The sequence below is a fragment of the Sporosarcina sp. SG10008 genome (assembly GCF_044569405.1).
Lineage (GTDB): Bacteria > Bacillota > Bacilli > Bacillales_A > Planococcaceae > Sporosarcina > Sporosarcina psychrophila.
Genome location: NZ_CP172607.1, coordinates 3,915,498 through 3,931,214 on the forward strand (window position 1 = coordinate 3,915,498; position 15,717 = coordinate 3,931,214).

Sequence of the window (15,717 nt, forward strand, 5' to 3'; positions counted from 1 at the left end):
AGTGATATTAAAACAAATTATAAATCTCGAATTCAAGACTTAATTATTTAAAATTTATACTTGCTAATAGGCAGCAGGAAACTAGTATTAAAAATTCCCACCTCGCCCATTGACTATTACTAGTTTGTTCATTCTTACTCAAGTTCAAATCAACTCGGTAAAAGACTATGCAAACAAAAAGCTACCGCACTTGCTCTCTCACCCAACACACTCGTCTGCATTTTAAGCAATAAAAAAAGGGAACAACCCCATTAAGAGTTGTTCCCTTTGTTGCGATTATTTTAGGAGTTCAACAGTAAAACTGGATGTTTTAAACAGTTTCGGTAATCGGTCTTGAGATGCAAAAGCTTGGTTACCAGCAACTCCACTGAAGATTACAACAAGTATAAGTATAGATAATAGTTTTTTCATTATAAATCCTCCCATGTCTTTTTTTTTCTATAAATATAATCATATCTAATTGCTTCTTGATAACAAATAGATGATAATTTATATTTTCTATTATTGTAATACCATTCAGCTAGAGCTATCGAATATTTACGAACATACTGGTAATTCTGTTTTTCCTTAAAGTATTCGATCGCTTCTTTAGTAATTCTTTCAGATAAGCCTTGTTCACTATGAAGTGATTTGAAAATATTAAAATGATGGTAATACGATGTGAAATTATTATCTTTTAACTGTAAAAGTAGTGAAATCCCCTTATCACACCAATCATTAACAAGCCTCTGATTATTCATTTTTGAATACTCAATCACTAAACAAAATATCGAAATTAGGGCGCTATCTTCATTTTTTTCAAATGCAACGCTTTCTTTATAGTAACGAATTGCTTCCTCACTATTGCCCATTATACTAGATAACGAACCAAGGTTATGGTAAACAATCCCTTTTTCGTGATGCAAGTTAAACTCATCGCATATTTGCATTGCTTTTAAATAGGATTCAAACGCATCTTGAAATTGTTCACTTTTCTTGCGAGTTATCCCAATAAGTATGTAGCAATCTAACACTCTCTTCATTAAAAAATTTTCTCTGTAATAACCAAGAGCACTTCTTATATAATCAATAGTAGTAAAGATTCGGCTATCTGCTGTGTAAACTACGCCTATCATATAATTCAATTCCGCTTTTTCCCAAGCTTCTAATGCAATGTCATCGACTAATAATAACACGTCTTCTAAATATTCAATCGATTTATTGCGTTTTTCTGTTGAATAATAGTAAAATGCCTTATTTACTTTATATAAATAGGTTTGCCGTGGGTTAAAATCTTTGCTTAATTCTTCAAGATCTTTTATTTCCTTTTTTATTTCATCCATTTTCCCGCCTGAAATAATGCGAAACCTTAATACAATCAGCAGATAAGTGTAGTAGAGCGTTCGGTTTTCAAATAAGGGACTGTGTTGTTCTAAATACTCCAGTTTTTGTTTAGTAAAATTTACATTTTGATTTGTAATTACTTCCTTGTAAGTAGCTTCCAGCATCTTTTCGAAATCAATTTCAGTTTGCTGATTATTTTTCTGTAACTTCGATGGATCTATTCCTAAACGATTAAATAATAATGTGACTATGTCTTCACTAGGAAAAATTAAATTCCGTTCAATTTTAGATAAGTAAGATGGCGTACAGATTCCTTTTGCTAATACTAATTGCTTCATTTCTTGTCTAATTCGTTCTGCCCTTATTAAATGACCAACTTTCATTAGTGAATCCCTCTCTTTTACAGCATAATACATACCTAACATTAATCATACCATTTAAATGTGAGAAATTAATTACCAAAAGGCTTAAATAATGCGTAATTCTAAATAAAATGTCCCAACCTAATTCAATGTTACTTTAGTCTTGTGGGTGGTATGTTTAACTTAGCAATAAATAAGGGGTAGTACGCATGCGAATTGAAGACATTCATCCCCATAAAACCGTTAAGATAATTAAAATAGATAAAGGCACTAGTCAATGTATAGATAATAATGGATCGGTTCGAGATTCTAAAGCAATTTCCAATATGTTAAATCTAGTGGATAAATTCATACCATTCTTTCGAAGGGAGTGAGATTATGCCTACGGAAACGACAAACGAGCAATTTGATGGTGAATATAAAGATCTGCAATTATATCAAATGAAAATTGAACTGATTGAGTTTTTGGATAAGATGAAGTCTAATGGATTCTTAGAATCAGTAGAATTTCGCGATATTTCAAATGAAATCAAGCAGATTTAACTCAAGGAGTTATTCATTCAATTCTATCATTGAAAAGTTTTTCAGTTTAATTTTGGTGAAACAAAACATGTGCTATTGCAGTTCTGAGTGAGTTAGCTTGATAGTTGGAAATCATTAAACCACTAGAGGGTAGTATACAATACCAAAATACAGCCTACGCTAATACCAAAAAAATCGTATACAACAAAAAACTCAGTCAAATTGTATATGACTGAGTTTTTATTATGAGATTGTAGTTCGCTCGAATAGATAGCACTCATTTGCTCCAAACCACTAACACAAAACGATAACTTTATTGGGTGTAGTTTGGGCTGGGATACTTCTAGTAGTAGCGCCATAGGTAACAATTAGATTTCGATTTGCAATACTTCCGGTAAAGGCTTGCCCGTTTTCCAATAAGATTTTAGTATGCGAAGATATATTTAATCTTAATGCGCCGTCGCTACTCTCTAATTGACTGTTAAAAAAGGATACTTTCACATTTTGATAGGGAGTGTCTTTGGCAATTACAAGCGCTCGAAATTGTGGTGGGAATATGAGAGGGACTAACGCGTTCGCATCATAAAATCCAGTTATCCTATCGCCTACTGCCACCATTACATGATCTACAAAGTAAGTAGTGGGTGCCACTACGAAATTGACTAACGTCCCGTTCCCATTTTCCACGGCTATTAATTTATAGCAACCGGCTTCGTTATTTTGCCCTATCGAAAAATCATCAATCGTCGTTATCGTACCATTAAAAGCTTTAAAGTTTATCATCCCTTTACCTCCGTTGCTAATCGAACTTATATCTATATAGATTATGCTATCTTAATATCGATTGTTCGCTAGACACGGAAATTTGTGTAGGCAAATGTAAAGCCAGAAATGATATAGATCTCTGGCTTTAGTGCTTCTATTGAAAGTTGATGCACTATTAATGAAAAACTGTAACCATGCATAAAAAACATCTTTATCTACTAGATTTCATTGTAGACAAAGATGTTTTTCACTATTTATATGATGTGCCCTCTAACAGAAGTAACCGATTAGTTACTCATCTCTCAAAGTAGCTCATTAAAATTACCCAAAAAGATTTTCTCTTTTTCTTTTCCATGCTCATGCAGCGACGTACTAATTCATGAGCTCTTGCTTCTTTCTGTAATTCACGCATCCGTTCACGGACGTATTCTATATCATGTTCAAACATTCTATTACTCCCTTAGGAGCACTTCCAAGTTTATTGTAAAGGTATGGCAAACACCATTCTTGTTATATATTTACCACCTAAATATACTGTTGGTGACTCCAATTTATTTTCTCCGTATCGCTTATTCAATCTGTTATTAACAATTTTGTTGATCATCTTTTATTCTCCTCCTCAATCTTATTTTTAATTAATTCTTAAAGTATTATAATCTTTCACTATCCGCTCTCTGTAGATTCTTTCCTCAATACTTTTCTTTGCTGAATTACGTAAAACATAGTCAACACTCCTTTTCTTCTTATTTATGCAACACGCAATGCGTGGAAACACCAATTTATATTTAAATTGAACTCAAAAAGGCACACGCCTATTAAAATAAGCGTGTGCTCATTATAAAGAACGGCAGAATATATGCCATTCCGATACTAATTAGTTAAAAGAAAGATTGTTTAAGCACGGAATGACTATAAAGTTATAGGTAGAATATACACGTTTAATCATTTTTTCCGTGCCTCCCTCTTTTTGTAAATCTAACTACTTTAGGATACCATTTCCATTTTATAATTGTCAATACATTTAGATAATAAAGTTTCTTCGCATTCTAACTGCTTATGGATACCTTATACAGTTATTCGATGCATTGTTTTCCCTTTGCAAACAGAAAAAGTCCTTTAGCTGATTTCAACTAAGGGACTTTATTCTTCATTTTTGTCTTTCACTAATATAACTGACACCAAAAAAGGAGGGTTCCTTCAAGTAATTCGTGAGGAACTTTTCGTCTAAACCTACTATTTTAGCAATTAACTTTTCATTATAATTTGTGATTTTGATAAGATCTTCAAGTGCTATAATTTCTTTTTCAAATAAAAACTGCAAAGAACTTTTGACTTTACCAGGTCTAATTATTTTTATCTTATCATCCAATGGTTCAATCTGTGTATAGTTTTGACGACTTAATGACGCATAGAAATATCTGTGCTGTTCATAAGTTAGATAGCCTAACTTCCTTGCATAGTAGGCCATTGCAGCAATAGATACCAGCCATTTTTCTTTTAAATCAATATACGCGTTTGGATTGGAGACTCTTTGAATTTGTTTGATGTCCTCAATAAACTCTTTTTTAGGCATTAAAAAATAGGATGCGAAATCATGGGCTTCTGCTTCGACTTTTTTGTATTCAGCCTTCGTTAGCTCGCTTAAATCCATTTTGTAATGCAACAAAAGATGACCAAGTTCATGAGCAAGATCAAAGTTTCTCCTTACTGATGATTTCTTTGCAGTTCCTAAAATAAGGATAGGTTTATCCTTATTACTCCAAGTACTATAGGCATCAATATCTTCACCTAAAAATTTCTCAAAAACAAAAACTCCATTTTTCTCTAAAAAAAACAAGAGTTTCTGGTTATCTTCTCCAATTTGTAACTCTTTCCTAGCATATTCAGCTATATGTTGAATGATTTCTGTTCGGTCAAGGCGTCCGGAAGCCTCTACTATAAATTGGACACAATAATCCCGAGTTTTGACAAGCCTGTTTTCAGGATAAGCGATATAGCCCTCTAATAGATTGATGAATCCTTCTATAAACTCTAAATGTGTGGCTTCATATTTGGTTTTTACAACGCTGTTTATTTCTTTTGATCGATACGCTAATAAACTTGGATCGAATTTTGTTTTATAAGACTTCTCTTCATAAAAATACTTCGTTTTCACATTAAACAAATCTTTTAGCTTGTTAACAATTTCAAGTCTAGGTCCGTTATAATTATTTTCATACTGCCAAATAGATTGCTCACTGACATCTACTAACTTCGCTAATTCATTGCGTGAATAGCCGTGGAGTAATCGAATGTCGGTTAACTTTTCCCCAACAAACATGATACGCCCTCTTTTCTACTAAAATTTACACTTCTTCTTCATTCTCTTCTTCATTTTCTTCGATACCATGATCTACTGGAGTTCCTGAAGTTTCTTCCTCTACATCTTCTAATGAAGAAAATTCAAATTCCTTAGCAGTTCCTGAAAATTCTTCGTCGGAAACATGAACTAGTTCATGAATAGCCTCTAAGTTAATATCAGCATCAGTCTGCCCTATATACTCAGACAAAGAATCAATTTTAACCATTTCAACCCGACTACTAGAAATAAATTCAGGCATCCATAAATCAATATCCATTAACATTCGACTTCCCGGATCAATCGTATACGTTAAAATATAAAAATGGTTATACTGCTTTTTAAGTTTCTCTAGCTCTTCATCTTCAGTCGATAGCGAAGGCATTTGTAAATCTAAGAACGTAAGAGTCCCTTGCTTGGGACCTTTAACTTCATCAAAATCAATACTAGAATTTATTTTTGACAGCTTTACCAAATAGTTATCGGAATTAGGGATATCCAGTATAGGTTTCGTTGATTTCCCCTTAATCACAGTGGCATTTTTTATTAAAATTAGATGATTTTTCTTAGGCTCATTGAAACTCAGGTATTCCCATGCATACCCGGCTTTTTCTCTTTTACATTCAATCCCTAGTACTTTAAGCTCTCTAGCCACTTGATCTTCAATATGATTTCCTTTCACCCAGGCATAAGCACTACTAACGAGTAATTCACTTCGTTTTTCTCTTCTTACTTCAGCATAGTCACTATAGCCTTGTTCTATTCCTCTTACTAATCGGATATTCAGTTCTTCACTAAATTTATAAACGGTCATATGATTCCCTCGCTTCTATAAATTTACTAAGCACTCTTTCCTCTATAATAACCTTTTACCAAAGAAAGTCCACAATTTATAGTGTTTTTTTAAAGTAATTTAATGAATAAGGATTTACACAGTCTCCTATACTAACCCGAATGTTACATTGTAATAAATAATCTATAATTTACGCCCCTAACCACTGCGTCAATCAAATTAATATCGAATTAAGTAACGTCATAGATTTATGCGACAATACAATTACAAGAACTAGCATTTTTATTATTGAAATAAACTAGGTTTTGCCATGAAACCCGTCATCTTAGCTGAAAAATCAACCCCGACGAATGCATACAATGACACTTTTTCTGTGCGATGGCATGAAGGTTTATTTAGAGTTATTGCCATCCCTACTTTTCCTTAAAGTTCATATATTACATGGGGAAATCAACATTCTTGTTAAATTGAAAGAACCAAAACAATACAATCCAAAATGAACCAAGTGGTCACTTGTGACATCGTTTAATCCCCATAAAAACCCTAAAAAAGTACCTGTTTCTGAAAAAATTCAGAACTAGGTACCTTTTTTCATATCTATTCATTAATACTAGATTTCATGCCTTTACAATTATCCGACCAAACACCTTTACATTGACAATGATTTTCGTCGACCAATGGGCCAGGACATATAAAATAATAAATACAACGACAAGTGGCTTAAATAAAATCCAGGCCACAATCCAAATTAGGAATGCATATATCGGTTTTACTCTTGTTAACAGTTTAGACGGCACCAAGAACAATCGGTACACTTTATATTGCTTTTGTAAAATTTCCAAGTACTCTTCTCTTAATTGGCGATTATCAGGTTTTATTCGGACTGCATTTTCCAAGTAATGCAATGACTTTAAATGATCTCCCCTTTGATCAGCTGCCCAAGCTAAATACATAAAGACAGTTGAATTTTCTGGCTCTAGTTCCAATGCTTGTTCTTCCGCTTGAAGAGCAAGATCTTGATTCCCCAAAATACTTTCAACATAACTGTAATTTGCAAGATAGAGTGCATTAGAAGTCTCAAATTTTAAAGCAACGAGAAAGCTTTCTTTCGCTTTCTTATAATTACCGCGCTGATTATAAATATTCCCTTTCAAAAAATAATAATGGCCTTCTTCGGGGTAAATCGTTAAAGCCTCTTTAATCGCGGTCATCGCTTCATCATATTTACCTTCTGTGTAAAGCGTCGATACCCTAACCTCCCACGCGACCTCATTTTCCGGTTCTTTCTTTAATGCTTCTTGTGACCAATGCCAAGATTTTTCAAAGTCATCTAACATTAAATAGACTTTACTGAGCAGCGCATAACCATCCGCATCTTCGGGGTATTGTTGAATGTAGTTTTCCGTCTCTTTAATGGCGTCTTTAAAACGACTCCACTCACACAATTGTTCAATCCGCATGAGTTGTGCATATTGTTTTTCTTCGTCCATCGCAACTCACAACCTATCTAATTCTATTCTCTTTTATATAATCAAGCACATGTTGATAATCCTTATTCACATCACTGAAGGTGGCGTAATTTTTAGCCGTGGAAAACCACTCCAAAGTCGTCGGCTTCCTTTGCTTCAATGCTCCACTTAAATCATCATTCGTTAACGGTTGTAGTTCACCCGTTTCCAACGAACGGTGTAATGCAGACTCGATTGCATCCCCGACAAGTTGGCCAAGATCAGCCCCAGAGAAATGTTCAGTTTTACTAGCAATTTTTTTATGATTTAGCGAAGACTGAGGTTTGTCTTTCAGTTTTAACTGTAGGATGACTTCTCTTTCCGTTTCACTTGGCGGGGGGATGAACAGCAACTGATTGAAACGGCCAGGTCTCCGTAATGCAGAATCCAAATACCACGGCGTATTCGTTGCGCCAATAACATAGATACCATGATTATGAGAATTTAGACCATCCAACTCAAGGAGCAACTGATTGACAAGCATTCTCTCATGATGTTGTCTCATGTTTTGCCGATTTCCACCAATTGCATCCAACTCATCAATAAATAAGACGCATGGTTTATTTTCTCGCGCTGCTTCAAATACATCATGGAGATTATGCTCGCTTTCCCCTACGTACATCGACAAAATTGCTTGTAATTCCAAATGTAGAAAACTGGCATTTATTTCACCCGCAATCGCTTTTGCCAAAAACGTTTTTCCACAACCTGGTGGTCCGTATAGCAGTAAACTTCCCCCGGCTTCTTTGCCATATGCTTTAAAAAACTCTGGATTCTTAAGTGGAAGGATGAAGTTCATCTGAATTTTCTTTTTAACATCCTCCAAACCGCCAACATCCGCAAACGTCTCCTTCGGCTCTGTCTTTTCAATTAGCGTATTTTTCGCTTTGTCAAATTGAATAACTTTTAGTTGTTTTCGTTTTCCTTCATAGTCATTCGTCATAATAGGCCCCTTTGCACAAATTCATCCTAGTTTCTGAAATGTAAATACTCAAATATTTCCATATGTTAATTTTAGAATAAAGCTTAAAAAACGTCTATGAGTACAAAGCACAAGGGTATAAAGTTTTGTTACAGTGAAAATTGCCTGGCAATCAAATTCCAAACTAGAATCCAGAAAACCCGACTCAATTTGTACCAAACGTAAATACAGACAGCTGGGATGAATGTCTTTGTAATTCTTTATTTAGCGGCTTCCTCTTCACCCTACTGATGTGCACAACCGATAAAACAGCAGCCTCCTCCAATTTATCATTCTTTTAAAGTTATAAGTTGCGAGGTTTTATTGGGAATTCTTTTGCAATCCGGTGTTAAACTTCAAACGAGTTTGCTATTTCTCTCTATGATAAAGTCAATAAAATATCTACTTGCTATCGGCAATACCTTTTTATCCTTGTATGCCAAACTGATTGTACGAAAAACAGCTGGAGAGATCGTTTTCGTCACAATGTTATACGGGCACCTATTTAAGACAAGCTTAGGTAAAATAGTAAGCCCAAGCCCTTGTTCAACCATGGCCATAATCGAATAATCATCATGCACCCGGTATTGTATATTGGGTTCTAAGTTATTTTGTTTAAAAATGGTTAACGGTTCGCTTAGTTCGCCCTCATCCAAAAGAATATAGGGTTCATTCGTTAATTCTTTCAAGGAAACATTGCGGTGCTTAGCTAAAGGATGGTCCATTGGCAATACAGCAAGCATTTCATCTTCTTGCAGCGGAATGGTTATCAGATTCGTGACAGCAGTTGGATTGACAAAGCCAAAGTCAACGCTTCCCTCTTTAATCCAATTGGAGATATTCGTATATTCGCCTTGATGTAATTCAAAATGAACAGCTGGATACTGTTCCTTGAAATCCTTCATCAATCCTGGCAACCAATTGCATGAAACACTCGAAAACGTTCCAATTCTGATAAGTCCACTATGCAGTCCTTGCATCTCGTTATGCTTTTCTATTAATTCCTGATGTGAATTTCGTATATTCTTAATATAAGGTAAAAACTCCTCGCCATCTGGTGTCAACGTAATCCCTTTGCGGGAGCGCAAAATCAGCGTGGTCGAAAGCTCCTTCTCTAATGAATGGACCATTTGGCTAATAGCAGATTGCGTATAGCGAAGCTCTTCAGCTGCTTTGGTAAAACTGCCTGTTTCAATGATTTTGACAAAAGCATCATACGGATTCATCTTCTCTCACTCCCTTACATTAGCTAATCTAATAGTTACATTATAAATATTAATTATATTAATACAAGTACCGGTGATACGATATAGATAAACAGATGGAAGGGGGTGAATTCCGAGCATGATACAGCGTCAAGCAAACTTGATTTTAGCTACGGTTTCATTGGCTTGGGGAGCATCATATATTTTCATGAAAATCACTGTGGATGTAATTCCTCCAATAACGATTGTCGCTTTACGATTCGGCATTGCATTTATCGTTATGGTACTGATATTCTTCAAAAAAATAATCCGTGTAGACGCTAAAACGTTAAAGTATAGTGCGATTGTAGGCGCTCTGCTATGTGGGATTTTCATTGCATTAATGTACGGCGTAAAAAACACGACTGCTTCTACAGCCGGTTTTCTGACGAGTACAACAGTTATCCTCGTTCCCGTTTTACAAATATTCATTACACGTAAACTCCCCAGTAGAAAAATTGTATGCGGCGTTCTAATTGTCTCTACCGGTTTAGCACTATTACTGATTGGAGATGATTTTACTATTGCATCCGGCGCATACTATTGTTTAGTAGCTGCCTTCCTTTATGCAGTCCATATTATCGTGACAAACCGCTTTGTGCGCGAGGTTGATGCCTTGCAGCTAGGTATTTATCAACTGGGATTCACTACCCTGTTTGCAACCGTTGGAACCTTTCTATTTGAGACTCCTGTTTTGCCGGCTAGTGCGATTCATTGGTTTTCTATACTCGGTCTAGCACTCATCTGCTCTGCTTATGGCTTTGTTATGCAGCCAATTGCTCAAAAGTACACAACACCTGAAAGCACCGGTTTTCTCTTTTCGCTTGAACCCATTTTTTCAGCTATATTTGCATTCATCTTCATAAATGAAAATATGGGGCTACAAGGCTATTTTGCTGCGATGCTCATTTTAGCTGGTGTACTGATAGCAAACTCTACATCTAAAAAACAACTGGAAATCGACTTTTAATGAATATAGGATTTTTTTCCTTCGTGAATAATGTATTTAAACTATAGGAGCTGAGATCATGAATATATTAATTATTTACGCACATCCAGAACCAAAATCATTCAATAGTGCTTTAAAAGACCTTGCCGTTTCAGAATTAACATCTCTAGGTCATCAAGTCAAAGTGTCAGATTTATATGCTATGAATTTCAAAGCTGTCGCTGACCGTGATGACTTTCAATCACTTCAAAACGAGAACTTTTTAAAATATGCAGTTGAACAAAAACATGCAACGAAGACGAGTAGTTTCTCTCCAGATATTCAAGAAGAACAAGATAAACTTCTTTGGGCGGATTTTGTCATTTTCCAATTTCCTATATGGTGGTATTCTGTTCCTGCCATTTTAAAAGGCTGGTTTGATCGAGTATTTGCTTCTGGTTTTATTTATTCGAGAGGTAATAGATATGATACTGGCGGTCTCAAAGGTAGAAAAGCGATGTTGTCCGCTACAACAGGCTCTCCTAAAGGTGCGTATACGCCGTATGGAATGGACGGTGATATGAATGAAAAGATACTTTATCCTATTAATCACGGAATGCTTTACTTTGCTGGCTTTGAACCCGTCGAACCATTCATCTCTTGGACTCCATCACATGATGAAGAAGAGCGAAAACAATACCTAGAAGAATATAAAAAGCGTTTACACAATCTCGAAGAAATTCCATCTATCCCATATCACCCTACTTCTCATTATGATGAAAATCATCAATTAAAGATGGAGTATAGATAACTCTTACTAACCCGATTACCGTTATAATCAGACCATATATAAAAAGGTCAACCAGGAATATCTGGTTGACTTTTTATTACGAATGGGTACTTTAATTGAATATCATTGCGGCAATTACGACGTGAACACTTTTCCGTAAAATACTAACATATGTGATCGACAACAATAAAGTCATTTAAATCCAAAGGGTCTCCCTGCAATTGTACCCGCCTGCGGATTTCTTTATAGCTGTATGGCTTCACACTATGAACAAAAATTCACTTGATATTTTTATAAGACTTTGCCGAACAATGATGCTAAGACTTGTAGTAATAGAATGCCGAATACAACAGGCATTGCAAATTTTGCAGGGAAACATTTGATCATGGATTAGTAATTCAATTAAAAGATTGTCCATATCTGTATAGTTCCACGAGTGGGTACCTAAAAAATTAATAAGTTGTTAAAAACCTTAATTTTCCAATGGTTTCAGACTTGCCTCATCTGTTTCTTTAACTTTTTCAGATCTTTTGCTCCACTATGTTGCGAGTAGTGAGCCGGAAATATTATGCCATACACTAAAGATGGCACTCGGCACAGTTGCAAGTGGTGAGAAGTGTGCTGCTGCCAATGCGGCACCGAGCCCAGATTTCTGCATTCCCACCTCAATGGAAATAGCTTTCCGGTCAGCATAATCCAATTTCATTAAGCGAGCAACCCCATAGCCTAGCAAATAGCCAAGAGAATTATGCAAAATAACAACATGTAAGATGAGCAGTCCTGTTTCAGCAATTTTCTGCTGACTTGCACTGACAACCGCCACGACAATGGCAAACAATCGCTATAACAGAAACAAGCGGCATAGCCTTTACACTTTGTTCTACTTGCTTGCGGAACAGCATTTTCGCAATGAGTCCTAGGACAATCGGAATGAGAACAATATTTATGACCGACAAAAACATATCTCCTACTGAAACCGGCAGCCATTTTCTGGCAAGCAATAGGATCAATGCAGGTGTCACAAAAGGTGCCAACAAAGTAGTACAAGATGTGATTCCTCGAGGCGAAGTCTTTTTCAAATCGTTTTAAAAAATCACTTTTCATTTTATACGATAAAGTTTATCGTATTTCTTGAAATAACACATATCGTTGCTACTATTGTAACAATCTGGATGGGGTCATCGCCTAGACTTTCCTGAATAACAGAGGATTGTGGCAAAGAAGGAGAACTGATTTATCTCCCAGGACCCGCTTCCTCTTTTCGAATAAAGAGTGAACGAAACAGCAAATATCCAGTAGAAATGCTAAAATAGCTAGAACTCAAGTAAAGTTTTTTTGTATTCGTGCTATCATTCAATTGGCGATAAGTAGATGCACAAACAAGAACGTTCCCAAAGTAAGTGAACAGCTTTATTTGAGAGTAAATGCATTCTTTTTATTGAAAAAGGATATGAAAATACGAAGGCAAAGAAGATTACATCGCATGGTATTTCTACCGGACGTCACCATTCAATTGCAAGAGAGAAGCTAAAGTAAAAGCCAACTATAGAACATCTTAGTCATAGTGAGCGTAAAGAAAAGAGGAATTTATTTTGAAACTGACAAATGAACTAGACTATAGCCGATTGAATCATCTAAAAAAAGAAATGACGAGATTCATGCTGGCCTATAAATTTGCGTTAGACGAAGTGAGCACCAAAATCAATATCTTGGAAGAAGAATTTCAATTAATACATGAATACAACCCCATCGAACATATTAATACCCGCTTGAAAACACCAGAAAGCATTATCAAAAAGGCACATCGTAAAAATGTTGAACTGTCCCTGTCTTCCATAAAGGAAAATATGCGGGATATCGCAGGCATTCGTATTAACTGCTCCTTTAACTCCGACATTTATAAACTAAGTGAAATGATTCAAAAGCAAAGGGATATTGAAGTGATTGAGTACAAAGATTACATACAAAATCCCAAACCCAATGGTTATCGTAGTCTTCATTTGATATTAAAAATTCCTGTGTTTATGACAGATCGGGTAGAGCACGTCTTTGTGGAAATGCAAATCAGGACAATTGCTATGGATTTTTGGGCAAGTCTGGAACATAAAATCTTTTATAAATTCAACAAATCTGTCCCTGAAAAAATTACGAAAGAGTTGAAAGAGGCCGCGGAATCTGCCAACGAATTGGATCAAAAGATGGAGAATCTTCAAAAAGAAGTCAATGAAATTAAACGAATGGATGAAGAGTTTACTACACCTCTTTTTAATGAAAAGAATGACTTCAATATCCCGCTTAAATTCTTAGAAATGATGAATGAAAGTAGCAAAATTAGCCTGACTGAAGTATAGCTAGTATTTTGGTTCCCAATTAATTCGCAAACCATTCATTTTCAACCTGGAAAGGGAGATGAGTTTGAAAGAGAACTGTTTTAAGATGCTGTTTGTTCCCGAGTATGGGGCAAACAGCTTTTTCTATTTATGCATGGATTAAAAAGCTTTCCCCAAGTGAATTTGAAGATGGACCTTCTGTGACTCCAGATACTAGGAATCGAAGTTAGAAATAGCGGGTTATGGTTTAACTTTTTAAGAAGTAATAATTATTTATAGATTGTATTGCACTCGTTATTTTACTGAATGTTCCAACACTGATATGCTAGTTTTAGCTAAAACCACAGCTGATAAGGAGAAACTTAAGAATGTGATTAATGCAATATTGAGCGTCTTAGACTGACATTTTTAGAATGACCGTTCTAAAAAGGATTTTACTTTTATAAGGATGGTGGCTAATCGATGAATTTTTTAGAAGTATTACAGAAGGTTGCTAAGGGCGAATTGCCTGAATCACCTGCTGCTGATTTAATTGGATTTAGAGTGACCAAAGCGGAGGATGCAAAGGTGATCATTGAACTCAACGTGACGGAAAAACTACACAATCCGATGGGAACACTTCATGGTGGAATAATATGTGATATCGCAGATGCCGCGATGGGCTATGCGTTTGCGACCACACTCAAGAAAGACGAACTGTTTTCAACGGTAGAAATAAAAACGAATTTCCTCAAACCAGTTTTCAGAGGTAAGTTACGTGCTGAGGGGAAGTTAATGAAAAAAGGCTCTTCAATAGGTTTATTAACGTGTAATATCTTTGATGAAAAGGATGAGCTAGTCGCCTATTCGACAAGCACATGTATGGTATTAAAAGGGCAGTCTAATCAGAAGCGAATTCAGGTAGAGTGAGCCATGGATAAATAAGTAGTTGCACAAGTTATAAATTGAATAGTTTAAAGTTATGGAGCATTTCCCTGTAATGAGAAATGCTTTTTATCTTTGCCTAAAATTAAAAAGATGTTTTTATAAAATAAGGTACAACCAAAAACGATAAACATTTATTGCGAATCGATAAAAAACGTGCTAAAATGAAATTACTAATAAATAAGTGAGGTGCTTTTTTTTGAAACGAGGTTCAACAAACTTTTTAAAAATAGCCGTTATTCTTCTTGGAATCCCTATTGTTGCTTTATGTATATTTGGGTTGCCCCTGCTAGCTAAAGAAGCAGCAGAAAGTAATTCGGAGTTCTCATATGTACTATATGGTATTGTAATAATTATGTATATTTCGGCGATACCATTTTTCGTTGCATTGTATCAGGCTTTTAAACTTTTAAATTATATTGATAAGAGCAAAGCGTTCTCGGAAATATCTGTAAAAGCTTTGAAAAATATAAAACATTGTGCAATCACAATCAGTGGCTTATATGTGGTTGGTATGCCCTTCTTCTTTATCTTTGCGGAGTTAGACGACGCCCCGGGTGTCATATTGGTTGGAATGCTCTTTATTTTTGCTCCAATGGTAATCGCAGTCTTTGCTGCCGTTCTCCAAAAACTTTTGCAAGAAGCTATTAATATAAAATCAGAAAATGATTTAACAGTCTGAGGTGAAAACAATGGGAATAATAATCAATATTGATGTGATGTTGGCTAAAAGGAAAATGAGCGTGACAGAACTCTCAGAGAGGGTTGGAATAACAATGGCTAACATTTCTATATTGAAAAATGGAAAGGCAAAAGCGATTCGATTATCAACTTTAGAAGCGATTTGTAAAGCTTTGGACTGTCAGCCTGGAGATATTTTGGAATACCGAAGTGATGAAGACAACCAAGGTTAACAAAGTGGAGGTATT

At 35.4% G+C, this 15,717-nt stretch carries 16 protein-coding genes and 1 pseudogene; 7 read left to right on the plus strand and 10 right to left on the minus strand.

The genetic code is table 11. The features are described from left to right. Positions 1–276 precede the first annotated feature (276 nt). Together ACGLYD_RS18410 and ACGLYD_RS18415 are read right to left on the minus strand one after the other, a co-directional pair. Positions 277–411, minus strand: coding sequence for a hypothetical protein (locus ACGLYD_RS18410; protein WP_399629785.1), 135 nt, complete (start codon positions 409–411; stop codon positions 277–279). Then, positions 411–1,706 (minus strand): tetratricopeptide repeat protein, encoded by a 1,296-nt coding sequence (locus ACGLYD_RS18415; RefSeq protein WP_399629788.1) that lies wholly within the window; start codon positions 1,704–1,706, stop codon positions 411–413. The genes ACGLYD_RS18410 and ACGLYD_RS18415 overlap by 1 nt, the downstream gene beginning before the upstream one ends. Before the next feature lie 357 nt (positions 1,707–2,063). Between ACGLYD_RS18415 and ACGLYD_RS18420 the strand changes: the two genes are divergently transcribed. Beyond that, positions 2,064–2,228 carry a hypothetical protein gene (locus tag ACGLYD_RS18420; protein ID WP_156476125.1) on the plus strand — a complete coding sequence of 55 codons (165 nt, stop codon included), beginning with the start codon at positions 2,064–2,066 and terminating at the stop codon, positions 2,226–2,228. 273 nt (positions 2,229–2,501) lie between these two features. On the opposite strand, the gene ACGLYD_RS18425 is transcribed toward ACGLYD_RS18420, so the two are convergent. The 7 genes from ACGLYD_RS18425 to ACGLYD_RS18455 all read right to left on the minus strand — a co-directional run bounded on the left by ACGLYD_RS18425 (position 2,502) and on the right by ACGLYD_RS18455 (position 9,798). Continuing rightward, positions 2,502–2,990, minus strand: a complete 489-nt coding sequence (locus ACGLYD_RS18425) for a hypothetical protein (RefSeq protein ID WP_399629791.1) — start codon at positions 2,988–2,990, stop codon at positions 2,502–2,504. Between the two features lie 277 nt (positions 2,991–3,267). Further along, a complete protein-coding gene (locus tag ACGLYD_RS18430; RefSeq protein WP_399629793.1) occupies positions 3,268–3,420 on the minus strand; it encodes a hypothetical protein in 153 nt (50 codons plus the stop codon). A gap of 699 nt (positions 3,421–4,119) precedes the next feature. Then, entirely contained in the window at positions 4,120–5,292 is a 1,173-nt protein-coding gene (locus ACGLYD_RS18435; protein WP_399629795.1) for a helix-turn-helix domain-containing protein, read from the minus strand. A gap of 25 nt (positions 5,293–5,317) precedes the next feature. Beyond that, positions 5,318–6,124 carry a hypothetical protein gene (locus ACGLYD_RS18440; protein ID WP_399629798.1) on the minus strand — a complete coding sequence of 269 codons (807 nt, stop codon included), beginning with the start codon at positions 6,122–6,124 and terminating at the stop codon, positions 5,318–5,320. 596 nt (positions 6,125–6,720) lie between these two features. After that, a complete protein-coding gene (locus ACGLYD_RS18445; protein ID WP_187046205.1) occupies positions 6,721–7,593 on the minus strand; it encodes a lipopolysaccharide assembly protein LapB in 873 nt (290 codons plus the stop codon). 13 nt (positions 7,594–7,606) lie between these two features. Beyond that, positions 7,607–8,554 (minus strand): ATP-binding protein, encoded by a 948-nt coding sequence (locus ACGLYD_RS18450; protein ID WP_399629801.1) that lies wholly within the window; start codon positions 8,552–8,554, stop codon positions 7,607–7,609. Positions 8,555–8,928: 374 nt separating this feature from the next. Beyond that, the gene (locus ACGLYD_RS18455; protein ID WP_399629803.1) at positions 8,929–9,798 is read right to left on the minus strand and encodes a LysR family transcriptional regulator; all 870 of its coding nucleotides are present in this window, start codon (positions 9,796–9,798) and stop codon (positions 8,929–8,931) included. Between the two features lie 118 nt (positions 9,799–9,916). Between ACGLYD_RS18455 and ACGLYD_RS18460 the strand changes: the two genes are divergently transcribed. Beyond that, a complete protein-coding gene (locus tag ACGLYD_RS18460; protein WP_399629806.1) occupies positions 9,917–10,786 on the plus strand; it encodes a DMT family transporter in 870 nt (289 codons plus the stop codon). A 58-nt stretch (positions 10,787–10,844) separates the two neighbouring features. Next, positions 10,845–11,555 carry an NAD(P)H-dependent oxidoreductase gene (locus tag ACGLYD_RS18465; RefSeq protein ID WP_399629808.1) on the plus strand — a complete coding sequence of 237 codons (711 nt, stop codon included), beginning with the start codon at positions 10,845–10,847 and terminating at the stop codon, positions 11,553–11,555. 517 nt (positions 11,556–12,072) lie between these two features. Here the strand turns inward: ACGLYD_RS18465 and ACGLYD_RS18470 are convergent. Then, positions 12,073–12,589: pseudogene (locus ACGLYD_RS18470) on the minus strand (bile acid:sodium symporter family protein); the annotation flags it as partial. Between the two features lie 537 nt (positions 12,590–13,126). Here ACGLYD_RS18470 and ACGLYD_RS18475 point away from each other — a divergent pair. From ACGLYD_RS18475 to ACGLYD_RS18490, 4 genes are all read left to right on the plus strand, one after another. Next, positions 13,127–13,885: a GTP pyrophosphokinase family protein gene (locus tag ACGLYD_RS18475; protein WP_067213688.1), complete on the plus strand. Its 759-nt coding sequence runs from the start codon at positions 13,127–13,129 to the stop codon at positions 13,883–13,885. A 441-nt stretch (positions 13,886–14,326) separates the two neighbouring features. Then, positions 14,327–14,773 (plus strand): PaaI family thioesterase, encoded by a 447-nt coding sequence (locus tag ACGLYD_RS18480; protein ID WP_187046207.1) that lies wholly within the window; start codon positions 14,327–14,329, stop codon positions 14,771–14,773. 214 nt (positions 14,774–14,987) lie between these two features. Beyond that, a complete protein-coding gene (locus ACGLYD_RS18485; protein ID WP_399629811.1) occupies positions 14,988–15,470 on the plus strand; it encodes a DUF2975 domain-containing protein in 483 nt (160 codons plus the stop codon). 10 nt (positions 15,471–15,480) lie between these two features. Next, complete coding sequence (locus ACGLYD_RS18490; RefSeq protein ID WP_067213691.1) at positions 15,481–15,702, plus strand: helix-turn-helix transcriptional regulator; 222 nt, start codon at positions 15,481–15,483, stop codon at positions 15,700–15,702. Positions 15,703–15,717: the final 15 nt, after the last annotated feature.

Excerpts from the sequence above, each read along its gene's own strand:
- ACGLYD_RS18460 (WP_399629806.1), top strand. The coding sequence starts at position 9,917 with ATGATACAGCGTCAAGCAAACTTGATTTTAGCTACGGTTTCATTGGCT.
- ACGLYD_RS18425 (WP_399629791.1), bottom strand. The coding sequence starts at position 2,990 with ATGATAAACTTTAAAGCTTTTAATGGTACGATAACGACGATTGATGAT.
- ACGLYD_RS18415 (WP_399629788.1), bottom strand. The coding sequence starts at position 1,706 with ATGAAAGTTGGTCATTTAATAAGGGCAGAACGAATTAGACAAGAAATG.
- ACGLYD_RS18420 (WP_156476125.1), top strand. The coding sequence starts at position 2,064 with ATGCCTACGGAAACGACAAACGAGCAATTTGATGGTGAATATAAAGAT.
- ACGLYD_RS18435 (WP_399629795.1), bottom strand. The coding sequence starts at position 5,292 with ATGTTTGTTGGGGAAAAGTTAACCGACATTCGATTACTCCACGGCTAT.
- ACGLYD_RS18490 (WP_067213691.1), top strand. The coding sequence starts at position 15,481 with ATGGGAATAATAATCAATATTGATGTGATGTTGGCTAAAAGGAAAATG.
- ACGLYD_RS18440 (WP_399629798.1), bottom strand. The coding sequence starts at position 6,124 with ATGACCGTTTATAAATTTAGTGAAGAACTGAATATCCGATTAGTAAGA.
- ACGLYD_RS18430 (WP_399629793.1), bottom strand. The coding sequence starts at position 3,420 with ATGTTTGAACATGATATAGAATACGTCCGTGAACGGATGCGTGAATTA.
- ACGLYD_RS18480 (WP_187046207.1), top strand. The coding sequence starts at position 14,327 with ATGAATTTTTTAGAAGTATTACAGAAGGTTGCTAAGGGCGAATTGCCT.
- ACGLYD_RS18455 (WP_399629803.1), bottom strand. The coding sequence starts at position 9,798 with ATGAATCCGTATGATGCTTTTGTCAAAATCATTGAAACAGGCAGTTTT.
- ACGLYD_RS18410 (WP_399629785.1), bottom strand. The coding sequence starts at position 411 with ATGAAAAAACTATTATCTATACTTATACTTGTTGTAATCTTCAGTGGA.
- ACGLYD_RS18465 (WP_399629808.1), top strand. The coding sequence starts at position 10,845 with ATGAATATATTAATTATTTACGCACATCCAGAACCAAAATCATTCAAT.
- ACGLYD_RS18450 (WP_399629801.1), bottom strand. The coding sequence starts at position 8,554 with ATGACGAATGACTATGAAGGAAAACGAAAACAACTAAAAGTTATTCAA.
- ACGLYD_RS18445 (WP_187046205.1), bottom strand. The coding sequence starts at position 7,593 with ATGGACGAAGAAAAACAATATGCACAACTCATGCGGATTGAACAATTG.